The organism is Cytobacillus eiseniae (assembly GCF_017874625.1).
Classification (GTDB): domain Bacteria; phylum Bacillota; class Bacilli; order Bacillales; family Cytobacillaceae; genus Cytobacillus; species Cytobacillus eiseniae.
In genome coordinates this window covers 102,489-116,976 of sequence record NZ_JAGIKZ010000005.1, presented here as the reverse complement: position 1 = coordinate 116,976, position 14,488 = coordinate 102,489, and the positions used below count along the sequence as shown (strand labels likewise).

The window sequence follows — 14,488 nt, the reverse complement described above, 5'->3', positions numbered from 1 at the left end:
GAACTTTCAAGAGGATGAAATGAAATCTTCGAAAGGGCTCGACTTATGCTTGACGTCCTTGAATAAGATCCTTGCGCTTCTCGAGTAAAGGGGTTGAGACAATGAAATTGGATTCGCTTATAAAGAGAGCCACCCAATATGAAGAAAAAACTGTAGCAGTTGCTGCCGCAGAAGATCATGAAGTGATCGAAGCTGTTGCTGAAGCACTCAATCACAATTTAGCCAAATTCATATTGTTTGGGGATAAAGAAAAAATTCTTCAAATTATGGATGAGCATCATGGTGATTTAGCTAAAAATGAAAAACTTCAAATTATTCACACACCTTCAAGTGCTGCTGCGGCAGAACATGCTGTAAAAGCAGTGAAGCTGAATGAAGCAAATGTGTTGATGAAAGGGAATGTCCCTACTGCAACTATTTTGAAAGCTGTGTTGAATAAAGAATATGGATTACGTACAGGAAGTGTATTGTCCCATGTTGCTGTTTTTGAAGTAGAAGGATTTGATCGTTTTACAATTCTTACAGATGCAGCGATGAATATTGCGCCTGATTTAACTCAAAAGGCTCAAATAATCAACAATGCTGTTGGAATTGCAAAAAGCATTGGTGTTGAAACACCACTAGTTGCGCCAATTGCAGCAGTGGAAGTTGTGAACCCTGCGATGCAGGCAACATTAGATGCTGCCGCATTAACTGCAATGAATAAGCGTGGTCAAATCAAAGACTGTATTGTAGATGGGCCACTCGCATTAGATAATGCAATTTCCTTAGCTGCAGCTGAGCATAAGGGAATAAAGAGTGAAGTCGCTGGACAAGCAGACATCTTGCTAGTTCCTACGATAGAAGTTGGCAATGCCCTATATAAATCATTAGTATATTTCGCAAAAGCGAAGGTAGGGGCAGTAATTGCTGGCGCCAAAGCACCAATTGTTTTAACATCCAGAGCCGATTCCGCTGAAAGTAAAGTATACTCACTTGCTTTAGCCATTTGCTCTGCATCTAAATAAATTACACGCATATTTTGGGAGGAATTTTATAATGGAAATTTTCAAATATCTAGAAAAGTATGATTACGAACAAGTGGTATTATGCCAAGATAAAACTTCAGGTTTAAAAGCAATTATTGCAATTCATGATACAACATTAGGACCAGCACTTGGTGGTACTCGTATGTGGACATATGCTTCTGAAGAAGCTGCAATTGAAGATGCATTGCGTCTTGCTAAAGGTATGACTTACAAAAATGCTGCTGCTGGACTTAATCTTGGTGGCGGTAAAACAGTTATTATCGGCGACCCTCGTAAAGATAAGAACGAAGAAATGTTCCGCGCATTTGGCCGATTTGTTCAAGGCTTAAATGGTCGTTACATCACAGCTGAAGATGTTGGTACAACTGTTGCTGATATGGACCTTATTTACGAAGAAACTAAATTTGTAACAGGTATCTCTCCTGCATTCGGTTCATCAGGTAACCCATCTCCAGTAACAGCTTACGGTGTGTATGTAGGGATGAAAGCTGCAGCTAAAGAAGCATTTGGAACAGATTCTTTAGAAGGTAAAGTAGTTGCAGTACAAGGTGTAGGTAACGTTGCATACCACTTATGTAAACATTTACATGAGGAAGGCGCTCAATTAATCGTTACTGATATCAACAAAGAAGCTGTTCAACGTGCTGTTAATGACTTCGGTGCTAAAGCGGTTGACCCAGATGAAATCTACGGCGTTGAATGTGATATCTACGCACCATGTGCACTTGGCGCAACTGTAAATGATGATACAATTCCACAATTCAAAGCAAAAGTAATTGCTGGATCTGCTAACAACCAATTAAAAGAAGAACGTCACGGTGACATCATCCATGAAATGGGTATCGTTTATGCACCTGACTATGTAATTAATGCTGGTGGCGTTATTAACGTTGCTGACGAATTATACGGCTACAATGCTGAGCGTGCAATGAAGAAAGTAGAAGGACTTTACGATACAATTGCAAAAGTTATGGAAATCTCAAAACGCGATGGTATTCCTTCTTACAAAGCAGCTGACCGTATGGCTGAAGAAAGAATTGCAAGAGTTCAACAATCTCGCAGCCAATTCCTACAAAATGGCCGCAACATCCTAAGCCACCGTTAATTAGAAAAGTGGAAGCGGCTTGGTCACCTCCGACAAGCATAAGACGAGCTGGAATGAAGGTTGTACTTTAACCTTCAATCCAGATTGACTTATGACCTCGAGGAGGTAGCCGCTGGAGCTGGACAGAGAAAAGTGGAAGCGGCTTGATCAGATTTAACAAGTTTTTACGAAATATCCTTATAAGAAGCAAGTAAAACAATGATAGCAAGAGCAAAGCGCTGAATAAAAGTTCAGCGCCCTCACTTTTTAGAAATAATGAAGCAGCCGTCTATTCCAGCAGATATCAGCTTAGAAATCTGCTGGGAGGATCTGTTTCTATTGGAGGTTTAACAGTGCAAGAACAAGGACATCGAATTCTCGTCATCAATCCAGGTTCTACATCAACGAAAATTGGCGTTTTCGATAATGACATTTCTATTCTAGAAAAAACATTACGTCATGATACGGATGTCATTAATACATTTGAAAATATTATTGATCAATATGAATTCCGAAAAAACGCTATTCTTGAGACGTTGGATCAAGAAGGCTTTAATATATCGAAACTAAGTGCTGTATGTGGTCGTGGCGGATTGTTAAGACCAATTGAAGGTGGAACTTACAATGTAAACGATGCGATGCTAAGTGACTTACGTGAAGGTTTTGCGGGTCAGCATGCTTCTAATCTTGGTGGTATCTTAGCGTATGAAATTGCAACAGCTTTAAATATCCCTTCCTATATCGTTGATCCAGTTGTTGTTGACGAAATGGAGCCAATTGCTCGTGTTTCTGGATTATCACTCGTTGAACGTGTGAGTATCTTCCATGCATTGAACCAAAAGGCAGTTGCGCGTAGAGTTGCTAAGCAACTTGGAAAGAAATATGAAGAGCTTAATTTAATCATTACCCATATGGGTGGTGGAATTACAGTCGGTGCTCATAAACAAGGAAGAGTAATCGACGTAAACAATGGTTTACATGGTGAAGGTCCATTCAGTCCAGAACGTGCTGGAACCGTGCCAGTAGGAGAATTAGTATCATTATGCTATTCAGGTCAATTCTACCGTGAAGAAATCATGAAGAAGCTAGTTGGTCAAGGTGGTCTTGTTGGCTATCTAGGTACGAATGATGCAGTCAAAGTAGAAAAAATGATTGAAAATGGCGATGAAAATGCGAAGTTGGTATACTCAGCAATGGCTTACCAAGTTGCAAAAGAGATCGGTTCTGCAAGTGCAGTTCTTAACGGAAAAGTAGATGCGATTATCATTACTGGTGGACTTGCTTACGGGAAAGGCTTCGTAAAAGAAATCAGCGATCGCATTAGCTGGATTGCTGACGTTATCGTACAGCCAGGTGAAGATGAATTACAAGCACTTGCTGAAGGCGCTCTTCGTGTTCTTCGTGGAGAAGAAACAGAAAAGACTTACCCAGGTAAAGTAGCAGCTACTGTTCAATAAGGGATGTTCGTAAAAGCCGGATCCTGTTGTCCAAATGGGCAACATTCCGGCCGTCTAATTGGGCATATGATAGGAGGAAGTAAAAATGGCAGAAGAATATGATTTAGTCATACTTGGTGGAGGAACTGGCGGATATGTAGCAGCGATCCGTGCTTCTCAATTAGGGTTAAAAACAGCTTTAGTTGAAAAAGGAAAACTTGGAGGTACTTGCCTACATAAAGGATGTATTCCAAGTAAAGCGTTACTAAGAAGTGCTGAAGTATATGCACAAACAAAAAATAGTGAAGAATTTGGTGTTCTATCTAGTGATGTTTCTGTAAACTTCGGTAAGGTACAAGAAAGAAAAACGAAAATTGTTGATCAGCTTCACAAAGGCGTTCAACACCTTATGAAACAAGGGAAAATTGATATTTATGAAGGACTTGGCCGTATTTTAGGTCCATCTATTTTCTCTCCAATGCCTGGAACAATTTCTGTAGAAATGAACAACGGTGAAGATAATGCAATGCTAGTACCTAAAAATGTGATCGTTGCAACAGGTTCACGCCCTCGTACATTGCCAGGACTAGAAATTGGCGGAAATGTAATGACTTCTGATGAAGCATTAGCAATGGAAGAAATTCCAAAGTCAATTATCATCGTTGGTGGTGGCGTAATTGGTATCGAGTGGGCTTCTATGCTTTCAGATTTCGGTTCAGATGTTACTGTAATTGAATATGCAGATCGCATTATTCCTACAGAAGACAAAGAGATTTCGAAAGAAATGCAACGTCTGATGAAGAAAAAAGGCGTGAAAATCGTAACAAGTGCAAAAGTTCTTCCTGAAACACTTAAGCAAGGGGATGTTGTATCAATTTCTGCAGAGGTTAAAGGAGAGCAGAAAGAATTTACAGCTGCAAAAGTTCTTGTTTCTGTTGGACGTCAAGCTAACGTTGAAGGAATTGGCCTTGAAAATACAGATATTCAAGTTGAAAAAGGCTACATCGCTACAAATGAGTTCTTCCAAACGAAAGAATCTCATATTTACGCAATTGGTGATGTAATCGGTGGACTACAATTAGCACATGTTGCTTCACATGAAGGAATCGTTGCTGTTGAACATATTGCTGGAGAAAATCCACATCCAATCGATTATGATCTTGTTTCAAAATGTATCTATAGTGCTCCTGAGGCTGCAAGTGTTGGGATTACAGAAGATCAAGCAAAAGAAAAAGGCTTTAAAGTAAAAACAGGCAAATTTTCATTCAAAGCAATCGGTAAAGCACTTGTATTTGGTGAATCTGATGGCTTTGTGAAAATTGTTGCTGATGAAGAAACAAATGATATTCTAGGTGTGCACATGATTGGACCGCACGTAACAGACATGATTTCTGAAGCGGGTCTTGCAAAAGTTCTTGACGCAACACCATGGGAAGTGGCACACACAATCCACCCTCACCCATCATTATCAGAAGCAATGGGCGAAGCAGCATTAGCTGTGGATGGGAAAGCAATTCACGGATAATAATAATTTGAGAGCTACATGTTAGCTCTCATACATACTTAACTTAGGAGGTTATAAAATGGCTAAAAAAAATCGTCATAAAGAGCTTGGTTTAAGCGATGAGAAAGTATTAGAAATGTATGAAACAATGCTTTTAGCACGTCGTATTGATGAGCGTATGTGGCTTCTAAACCGTGCTGGTAAAATTCCATTTGTTATTTCATGTCAAGGTCAAGAAGCGGCTCAAGTTGGTGCAGCATACGCACTTGATAAAGATAAGGATTATGTACTGCCATACTACCGTGATATGGGTGTAGTATTACACTTTGGTATGACTGCTAGAGAATTAATGCTTTCTGCATTTGCAAAAGCTGAAGATCCAAACTCAGGCGGACGTCAAATGCCAGGTCACTTCGGTCAAAAGAAAAATCGTATCGTAACAGGTTCTTCACCGGTTACAACACAAGTTCCACATGCTGTTGGTGTGGCATTAGGCGGAAAATTAGAAGGAAAAGACCTAGTTACATTTGTAACATTTGGTGAAGGTTCTTCTAACCAAGGAGATTTCCATGAAGGTGCAAACTTTGCGGGCGTACATAAGCTTCCAGTTATCTTCATGTGTGAAAATAATAAATACGCAATCTCTACTCCGATTGAAAGACAATTAGCATGTGAAAAAGTATCTGACCGTGCAATTGGTTATGGAATGCCTGGTGTAACAGTTGATGGAAATGATCCACTTGCTGTTTATGAAGCTGTTAAAGCTGCTGCAGACAGAGGACGTAAAGGCGAAGGCCCAACATTAGTTGAAACTGTTTCATACCGCTTAACTCCACACTCTTCCGATGATGATGATCGTCCATATCGTTCACGTGAAGAAGTAGAAGAAGCTAAGAAAATTGATTCTATGATCACTTTCGCAGCATACTTGAAAGAAAACAAAATCATGGATGATGCAAAAGAAAAAGAATTCGAAGATCGTATTATGGCAATTGTTAATGATGCGACAGATTACGCTGAAAATGCACCATATGCAGATCCAGAACATGCAATGAAATACGTATACGCTGAATAGTAAGGAGGAATAAACATGGCTGTAATTTCTTATATTGATGCGGTAACCATGGCAATCCGCGAAGAAATGGAAAGAGATCCAAAAGTTTTTGTTTTAGGTGAAGACGTAGGATTAAAGGGTGGCGTATTTAAAGCTACTAATGGTTTATATGAAAAATTTGGTGAAGATCGAGTAATGGATACACCACTTTCAGAATCTGCAATAGCTGGTGTTGGTGTTGGAGCGGCAATGTACGGCATGCGTCCAATCGCAGAAATGCAATTTGCTGATTTCATTATGCCTGCAGTGAACCAAATTATTTCTGAAGCGACAAGAGTTCGTTACCGTACGAACAACGATTGGACTTGTCCAATGGTTATCCGTGCACCATATGGTGGCGGAGTACACGGTGCGTTATACCACTCACAATCGGTTGAAGCAATATTTGCTAACCAACCAGGTCTGAAAATTGTTATGCCTTCTACTCCTTATGATGTAAAAGGTTTATTAAAAGCAGCAATTCGAGACGAAGATCCAGTACTTTTCTTTGAACATAAACGTGCATACCGTTTAATCAAAGGTGAAGTGCCTGATGATGATTATGTATTGCCAATTGGTAAAGCAGATGTAAAACGCGAAGGTGAAGATTTAACAATCATCACTTACGGACTATGTGTGCATTTCGCATTACAAGCGGCAGAAAAATTAGCTAAAGATGGCATCTCTGTACATGTTCTTGACTTAAGAACTGTATATCCATTAGATAAAGAAGCAATTATCGAAGCTGCTTCTAAAACAGGTAAAGTACTTCTTCTAACAGAAGACAATAAAGAGGGTAGCATTATTGGTGAGGTAGCTGCAATTATTGCTGAAAACTGCCTATTTGATCTTGATGCGCCAATCATGCGTCTTGCTGGTCCTGATGTACCTGCAATGCCGTATGCGCCAACTATGGAGAAATTCTTCATGGTTAACCCTGAAAAAGTAGAAAAAGCAGCAAGAGAACTTGCTGAATACTAATTCATAATAAAAGGTTCATATGCCTCACTAGGATATCTAGAGGGGCTATGAGCTACAGCTTGATGATGACAGCTAGAAATATAATTGCTTGAAGGAGGTCAATCCCATTGGCTATCGAACAAATTAAAATGCCCAAACTTGGGGAAAGTGTAACAGAAGGTACTATCAATCAATGGTTCGTTTCTGTTGGAGATAAAGTAAAAAAATATGATCCACTTGCAGAAGTAACAACAGATAAAGTAAACTCAGAAGTTCCATCTTCTTTTGATGGTGTGATTAAAGAGTTGATTGCTGTAGAAGGAGAAACTTACGAAGTTGGTGAAGTAATCCTTACTATTGAAACTGAAGGCGGAGCATCGGCAGCTCCTGAAGCGCCAGCAGCACCAGCGGCTGAAGCATCAGCAGCACCGGCAGCTAGCACTCCAGCTCCTGCAGCAGCAGCTCCAGTTGCAAAAACTGATAATAGCGGCGCACGTTTCTCACCAGCAGTTCTTAAGCTTTCTCAAGAGCATGGCATTGATTTAAGTCAAGTTGCTGGTACAGGTGCTGGCGGCCGTATTACTCGTAAAGACTTAAATGCACTTATTGAGTCTGGAAATATTCCAAAAGCAGGCACTGCACCAGCAGCACCTGTACAAGAGGCAGCACCACAAGCAGCAGCTCCTGCTCCAAAGGCAGCAGCGGCACCTGCTAAATCAGCTGCTCCAACAAATGTACCAGTTGTACCTGGTGATATCGAAATCCCAGTATCTGGCGTACGTAAAGCAATCGCTGCAAACATGCTTAAATCTAAGCATGAAGCTCCACACGCTTGGACGATGATTGAAGTTGACGTTACAAACCTAATGAATTTCCGTAATTCATTAAAAGCTGACTTCAAAAAGAAAGAAGGCTTCAACCTTACACCATTTGCTTTCTTCGTAAAAGCTGTTGCTCAAGCTCTTAAGGATTATCCAATGATCAACTCTATGTGGGCTGGAGATAAAATCGTTCAGAAGAAAGATATCAACCTTTCAATCGCAGTTGCAACTGAAGATGCATTATTCGTTCCAGTTATTAAAAATGCGGATGAAAAGACGATCAAAGGCATTGCTCGTGAAATTGGTGAGCTAGCAGGAAAAGTACGTGCAGGTAAATTAACTGGCGCAGAAATGTCTGGTGGTACATTCACAGTGAATAACACTGGTTCATTTGGTTCAATCCAATCAAACGGAATCATCAACCACCCACAAGCAGCGATTCTTCAAGTAGAATCAATTGTTAAACGTCCAGTTGTTATGGATAATGGCATGATTGCTGTACGTGACATGGTTAACCTATGTATGTCACTTGACCACCGTGTGTTAGACGGACTAGTATGCGGAAACTTCTTAAAACGCGTAAAAGAAATTCTTGAAAACACGTCTAAAGAAAATACTTCTGTATATTAATATAGATGCAAAAAACCGCTGCAATTGCAGCGGTTTTTTTGTTATACTACTCCTTCCCGATATTAAATTGCTTGTTTTTATTATGTATATTAAAATAATAAAGAGAAAATAATTTTGAATTTTATTATTATTGCGCATCTAAAGGGGGGAAGGCTGTCTGCTTTGAGACAGTGGCTATGACACTAAATAAGATGATGAATGAAACGTTTGAAGAGCAAACGTTGGATGCTTGGAAGCAAAAAGCAGAAGAAACGTTAAAGGGAAAGCCTGTTGAATCCTTATCAAAGATTACATATGAAAATATTCAATTGAAACCGCTTTATTCTAAAGAGACTGTTGATCAAAAGGGACTTAACGAATATCCTGGTTACCCAGACTTTAGAAGGGGTTCTGAAAAGTTTGGGAACGTTTCGGACAATTGGAAAATTGCCCAAAAGCTCCGTGCAGAAAATGCCGAGCTTTTAAGAGAAAAACTCCTTCAAGCCATTGACAGAGGGCAGACGGCAATTTCACTTTGTGTAGAAGGTCTCCCACTTTCTGATATGGACAAGCTGATTGCAGGTATATATACAAACTATCCTTTTTGCATTGATACAGATAAATATCAAAATGATTTACTTAATCACTTGGCAAAGCTTGCTGATGCTAAGCAAATCTCAGGTTATATTGCTGCAGATCCAGTCGCAGGAATTATTCTTAATCGATCGGCTTCATCCTTAACAGAAATATATGATAAATGGGTTACAACTATCCAATTAGCAGATCAAAGCATGCCAAAGTTAAGAACGATTTTAATTGATACAACTGTTTATCATAATGGTGGAGCAAATGCCGTTCAGGAACTTGCTATTTCACTAGCAACAGGTGTTCATCATATTCAGCAGTTAATAGAGAGAGGCATACGTTTAGAAACGATTTTATCGAAAATGGTCTTTAAATTTTCAATTGGTGCAAACTTTTTTATGGAAATTGCAAAGCTTCGAGCCGCAAGATTGCTTTGGGGCAAAGTGGCAGAAGCATATGGTGCAAAACCAGAAGATCAAAAAATGGTCATTTCAGCTGAAACCTCATCTTTTACAAAAACAGCCTATGATCCGTATGTGAATATATTAAGAGCAGGGAATGAATCTTTTGCGGCAGTGTTAGGTGGCATTCAGTACCTGCATGTTAGTCCCTTTAACGACCCTGAAGGAAACTCAACCCCATTTTCCGAACGAATTGCTCGGAATACGCAATTGATTTTAAAAGAAGAAGCACATTTGAAGAATATCATCGATCCGGCGGGGGGATCTTGGTATGTGGAAAGCATAACAAATGATCTTGCTGTAAATGCATGGGAATTATTTCTTCAAATGGAGGAAAAAAACGGCATAGTAGAAGCATTATCAGCGGGTTGGCTTCAAGAGCAAATTGCAGAAGTCATGGAGAAAAGAAAGGAAGATATATTTACCCGGAAACAGAGCCTAATCGGGACAAATATATATGCGAATCTAGCTGATAAACCACTTCAGAATGTGCAAAATGATCATGGACATAATCTATCAATTCCACAAGTGCGACTGTCAGAGCCTTTTGAAAAATTACGCAGAGCCGCAGAGCAAATGGAACAATCTGGCATTCATACAAAGGTTGGCCTCATATGCTTAGGTGAATTAAAGGAACATAAGACACGTGCTGATTTTATGACTGGTTTTCTCACACCAGGAGGCATTCAAGCAGTTAAGAGCCTAGAGATTGAACAGTCACAAATGGCCATAAACTTTATCGAAGAAACACAATTGAATCATTATGTGATCTGTGGGACAAATAAGCAATATGGTGAATTAGCGCTAAGCATCACACGCTTAATAAAAGAGAAAAATCCAAATATAAAAGTATTTTTAGCAGGGCTTCCAGAAGCAAGTCAACAGGAAGAACTTAACGCTGCAGGCATTGAACGATTTATTCATGTAAAGAGCAATTGTTATGAAATCCTCGCCATTTTACTGAATGAAATGGAGGTGGCAATCAATGAGTAAGAAGCCTAATTTTAAAAAGGTAGCTCTATTTGATCAGAAACAAACAATAAACGAGGATTGGAAAAAGAAAATCGATGAAGAATTAAATCAATCAATCGATCATCTACTTTTTGAAACATATGAACAAATTAAAGTAAAGCCACTTTATACGGAAGAAGATATGCAAGAACTCGAACATATGGATGGGAAACCAGGACTGCCACCATATACACGCGGACCATACCCAACGATGTATGTTAATAGACCATGGACAGTCCGCCAGTATGCAGGCTTTTCAACAGCGGATGAGAGCAACGCCTTTTATCGACGCAATCTAGCGATGGGACAAAAGGGTCTTTCTGTTGCATTTGATCTTGCAACGCATCGTGGGTATGATTCTAACCATCCTAGAGTGGTTGGAGATGTTGGTAAGGCAGGCGTTGCGATTGATTCAGTACTTGATATGAAAACACTATTTGACGGGATTCCTTTGGATCAGATGTCTGTCTCAATGACAATGAATGGGGCAGTCCTGCCTATTATGGCTTTTTTTATTGTCACTGCCGAAGAACAGGGCATTAGTCAGGACAAATTATCTGGGACCATTCAAAATGATATTTTAAAAGAATATATGGTTCGAAATACATATATTTACCCACCAGAAATGTCAATGAAGATTATTGCTGATATATTTGAATATACATCTAACTATATGCCAAAGTTTAATAGTATTAGTATTTCAGGATATCATATGCAAGAAGCAGGAGCACCGGCAGATATTGAGCTTGCTTATACACTTGCAGATGGGCTGGAATATGTTAGAACAGGACTGAAGGCCGGGATCGATATTGATTCTTTTGCACCTAGATTGTCCTTTTTCTGGGGAATCGGTATGAATTACTTTATGGAAGTGGCTAAAATGCGTGCAGGCCGCTTTATTTGGGCAAAAATGATGAAAACATTCGCTCCGAAAAACCAAAAATCGATGGTGCTAAGAACTCATTCACAAACATCAGGCTGGAGCTTAACAGAACAGGATCCTTATAATAATGTGACGAGAACACTTATCGAAGCACATGCTGCAGCAATGGGGCATACGCAGTCACTTCATACGAATGCACTTGATGAAGCAATTGCATTGCCAACTGACTTTTCCGCACGGATTGCTCGTAATACACAGCTATTTCTACAAGAGGAAACTGGAATAACAAATGTGATTGATCCATGGGCAGGCTCTTATTATGTTGAGTCACTAACGGATCAATTAATTAAGCGTGCTTGGGCTCATATTGAAGAGATTGAGAACCTTGGCGGGATGGCGAAAGCGATCGAAACAGGTTTGCCAAAGATGAGAATTGAAGAAGCAGCAGCTCGCAGACAAGCGCAAATTGATTCAGGCAAGGAGATAATTATTGGCGTGAATAAATACCGCCTTGAAAAAGAAGAACCGCTTGAAATCCTTGATATTGATAATACAGCTGTCCGGGTAAAACAAATTGAAAAACTGGAAAAGCTGAAGGCTTCTCGTGATGAGCGTCAAGTACTGGCTGCACTTGAGGCGATAACAAAGAGTGCGGAGACTGGTGAAGGGAATTTATTAAAGCTAGCTGTTCAAGCGGCTCGTGTCAGGGCAACACTCGGGGAAATTTCTGATGCAATTGAAAAAGTGGCCAATCGTCATAAAGCAATTATTCGTTCGATTAGTGGGGTATATAGTTCTGCCTTTTCTAATGAAGAGGAAATTCTCGAAGTCAAAAAGATGACAGAAGAGTTTTTGGAGAATGAAGGCAGAAGGCCGCGAATTCTCATTGCGAAGATGGGACAGGATGGACATGATCGTGGGGCAAAAGTAATTTCAACCGCATTCGCTGATTTGGGCTTTGATGTTGATATTGGACCATTGTTTCAAACACCCGAAGAAACAGCTATTCAAGCTGTGGAAAATGATGTCCATGTGATTGGGATGAGTTCACTGGCGGCTGGTCATAAAACCCTTCTTCCACAGCTGATTGAGGAGCTTAAGAAGCTTGGCAGAGAAGATATTCTTGTTGTTGCAGGTGGTGTAATCCCTGCACAAGATTATCATTATTTAATTGAACAGGGAGCTGCAGCTATTTTCGGTCCTGGTACAGTTATTCCTGTTGCCGCACAAAAGGTCATACGAGCCATCTACAGTCGCCTCGGTTATGAGGAAGTGGTAGAGTAAAATGGACAAAAGGCCGGAATGGTTTGATGGAGGAAATCCAGAAAATTTTATGAGCGTCGTAAGAAAAGGGGTTCAGACAGATCAAGGGAGTACGAATCCTGTCATTAATAACCGTTTCCAGAAGAAAGATCGGACGAAGCCGAATATAGATGAATTCGAAAAAGGCATTCTTACCGGCGATCGAAGCATGCTAGCACGTGCCATCACATTGATTGAAAGCAATGCAGAACATCATTTTAGCTATGCACAAGCATTGCTGCAGAAGATGCTTCCCTATACTGGAAAAGCGATCCGCATTGGAATAACAGGTGTGCCTGGCGCAGGAAAAAGCACATTCATTGAAGCTTTTGGAACATATTTATGTAACTTAGGTTTGAAAGTGGCTGTACTAGCAGTTGACCCAAGCTCAAGCATTAGCGGCGGAAGTATTCTTGGTGATAAGACGAGAATGGAGCAGCTATCAAGAAATAACAGGGCTTATATTCGTCCCTCCCCATCAGCTGGAAAGCTTGGTGGGGTTCACCGGAAAACACGAGAAACGATGCTACTATGTGAGGCTTATGGTTTTGATGTCATTCTAGTTGAGACTGTTGGTGTCGGTCAAAGTGAAGTGATTGTAAGAGAAATGGTCGATTTTTTCATGCTACTGGTGCTAACAGGAGCAGGAGATGAGCTTCAAGGAATGAAAAAAGGAATAATGGAATTAGCGGATGCCGTCCTTGTTAACAAAGCTGACGGACCAAATAAGCCACTAGCATTAAAAACTAAGGCTGAATACAATCGGATCATGCATTTTCTTCAACCTGCAACAAAGGGCTGGAAATCACGTGCTTCCATCTGCTCTGCGCTGTATCATGAAGGCATGAAGGAAATCTGGGAATTAATCCTAGCATTTGAGGAAACGACGAAAGAATCAGGTGTTTTTGAAGAAAGAAGAAGAGCCCAAACGAAGGAATGGATTTATTCGATGATCATGGATCAGCTTCAATATAGTTTCTTCTACCATCAAGAGGTGAAACAGCAGCTGCCCAAATTTGAGAATGAAGTGATGGCTGGCACAAGAACAGCTACATCAGCTGTTGAAGAGCTATTTCGTATTTATATAACAAAATAAGTTTTCTGGATCAAAGTCGAGGAAGAAAACGGTTGAATTTTTATTCTGCAACAATCCATACATTGAAAAACCCCTCCAACTATTGGTATGATATAGATAGTCTTTACTATTTTTATGGAGGTACTACTTTTATGAATATGGATTTTAACTTTTTCATGAATGATGTTGTTACAAATGCACGTAAAGAAATCGTCGATGCAGGCTATGAAGAATTGAAAACACCTGAAGACGTTGAAAGAGCATTGAATAAGGAAGGAACTACACTTGTAATGGTTAACTCTGTTTGTGGTTGTGCAGGTGGAATTGCTCGTCCAGCAGCTGCTCATTCCTTACACTATGATAAGCGTCCAGATCATTTAGTAACAGTATTTGCAGGTCAGGATAAAGAAGCAACAGATGCAGCACGCAGCTACTTTACAGGTTTTCCACCATCATCTCCATCTTTTGCCTTATTAAAGGATGGGAAGCTTTGCCAAATGGTAGAACGCCATGAAATTGAAGGCCATGAACCAATGGCAGTCATTAATAAACTTCAAAATGCATTTGAACAACATTGCAAAGATTTATAAGATAGAAAAAAAGTCTCGAGAAGAGGCTTTTTTTTTATTTTGTAGA

Annotated in this window: 11 protein-coding genes; all 11 read left to right on the top strand. The window is 40.0% G+C overall.

The genetic code is table 11. The annotated features are described in order from the left end of the window. The first annotated feature begins 101 nt into the window (after positions 1 to 101). Complete coding sequence (gene yqiS / locus J2Z40_RS06710; RefSeq protein ID WP_066395786.1) at positions 102 to 1,007, top strand: phosphate butyryltransferase; 906 nt, start codon at positions 102 to 104, stop codon at positions 1,005 to 1,007. A 31-nt stretch (positions 1,008 to 1,038) separates the two neighbouring features. Continuing rightward, complete coding sequence (gene bcd / locus J2Z40_RS06705) at positions 1,039 to 2,133, top strand: branched-chain amino acid dehydrogenase (RefSeq protein ID WP_066395783.1); 1,095 nt, start codon at positions 1,039 to 1,041, stop codon at positions 2,131 to 2,133. A gap of 332 nt (positions 2,134 to 2,465) precedes the next feature. Continuing rightward, on the top strand, positions 2,466 to 3,569 hold the full coding sequence (buk, locus tag J2Z40_RS06700) for a butyrate kinase (RefSeq protein ID WP_066395781.1): 1,104 nt from the start codon (positions 2,466 to 2,468) through the stop codon (positions 3,567 to 3,569). A gap of 85 nt (positions 3,570 to 3,654) precedes the next feature. Then, complete coding sequence (lpdA, locus tag J2Z40_RS06695) at positions 3,655 to 5,073, top strand: dihydrolipoyl dehydrogenase (RefSeq protein ID WP_066395779.1); 1,419 nt, start codon at positions 3,655 to 3,657, stop codon at positions 5,071 to 5,073. Positions 5,074 to 5,131: 58 nt separating this feature from the next. Next, on the top strand, positions 5,132 to 6,127 hold the full coding sequence (locus J2Z40_RS06690; RefSeq protein ID WP_066395777.1) for a thiamine pyrophosphate-dependent dehydrogenase E1 component subunit alpha: 996 nt from the start codon (positions 5,132 to 5,134) through the stop codon (positions 6,125 to 6,127). 15 nt (positions 6,128 to 6,142) lie between these two features. Continuing rightward, on the top strand, positions 6,143 to 7,126 hold the full coding sequence (locus tag J2Z40_RS06685) for an alpha-ketoacid dehydrogenase subunit beta (RefSeq protein WP_066395776.1): 984 nt from the start codon (positions 6,143 to 6,145) through the stop codon (positions 7,124 to 7,126). Positions 7,127 to 7,233: 107 nt separating this feature from the next. Next, the gene (locus tag J2Z40_RS06680; RefSeq protein WP_066395773.1) at positions 7,234 to 8,556 is read left to right on the top strand and encodes a dihydrolipoamide acetyltransferase family protein; all 1,323 of its coding nucleotides are present in this window, start codon (positions 7,234 to 7,236) and stop codon (positions 8,554 to 8,556) included. 176 nt (positions 8,557 to 8,732) lie between these two features. Further along, positions 8,733 to 10,574 (top strand): methylmalonyl-CoA mutase family protein, encoded by a 1,842-nt coding sequence (locus tag J2Z40_RS06675; protein ID WP_066395771.1) that lies wholly within the window; start codon positions 8,733 to 8,735, stop codon positions 10,572 to 10,574. Continuing rightward, on the top strand, positions 10,567 to 12,759 hold the full coding sequence (scpA, locus tag J2Z40_RS06670) for a methylmalonyl-CoA mutase (RefSeq protein WP_066395769.1): 2,193 nt from the start codon (positions 10,567 to 10,569) through the stop codon (positions 12,757 to 12,759). The genes J2Z40_RS06675 and scpA overlap by 8 nt, the downstream gene beginning before the upstream one ends. A 1-nt stretch (position 12,760) precedes the next feature. Continuing rightward, entirely contained in the window at positions 12,761 to 13,873 is a 1,113-nt protein-coding gene (gene meaB, locus J2Z40_RS06665) for a methylmalonyl Co-A mutase-associated GTPase MeaB (protein WP_066395766.1), read from the top strand. 131 nt (positions 13,874 to 14,004) lie between these two features. Beyond that, on the top strand, positions 14,005 to 14,442 hold the full coding sequence (locus J2Z40_RS06660; RefSeq protein WP_066395763.1) for a BrxA/BrxB family bacilliredoxin: 438 nt from the start codon (positions 14,005 to 14,007) through the stop codon (positions 14,440 to 14,442). The last annotated feature ends 46 nt before the right edge of the window (positions 14,443 to 14,488 follow it).

Bases quoted from the DNA above. Each gene is read 5' to 3' on its own strand.
- yqiS (WP_066395786.1), top strand. From the start codon at position 102: ATGAAATTGGATTCGCTTATAAAGAGAGCCACCCAATATGAAGAAAAA.
- bcd (WP_066395783.1), top strand. From the start codon at position 1,039: ATGGAAATTTTCAAATATCTAGAAAAGTATGATTACGAACAAGTGGTA.
- lpdA (WP_066395779.1), top strand. From the start codon at position 3,655: ATGGCAGAAGAATATGATTTAGTCATACTTGGTGGAGGAACTGGCGGA.
- J2Z40_RS06690 (WP_066395777.1), top strand. From the start codon at position 5,132: ATGGCTAAAAAAAATCGTCATAAAGAGCTTGGTTTAAGCGATGAGAAA.
- J2Z40_RS06685 (WP_066395776.1), top strand. From the start codon at position 6,143: ATGGCTGTAATTTCTTATATTGATGCGGTAACCATGGCAATCCGCGAA.
- J2Z40_RS06675 (WP_066395771.1), top strand. From the start codon at position 8,733: ATGACACTAAATAAGATGATGAATGAAACGTTTGAAGAGCAAACGTTG.
- scpA (WP_066395769.1), top strand. From the start codon at position 10,567: ATGAGTAAGAAGCCTAATTTTAAAAAGGTAGCTCTATTTGATCAGAAA.
- meaB (WP_066395766.1), top strand. From the start codon at position 12,761: ATGGACAAAAGGCCGGAATGGTTTGATGGAGGAAATCCAGAAAATTTT.
- J2Z40_RS06660 (WP_066395763.1), top strand. From the start codon at position 14,005: ATGAATATGGATTTTAACTTTTTCATGAATGATGTTGTTACAAATGCA.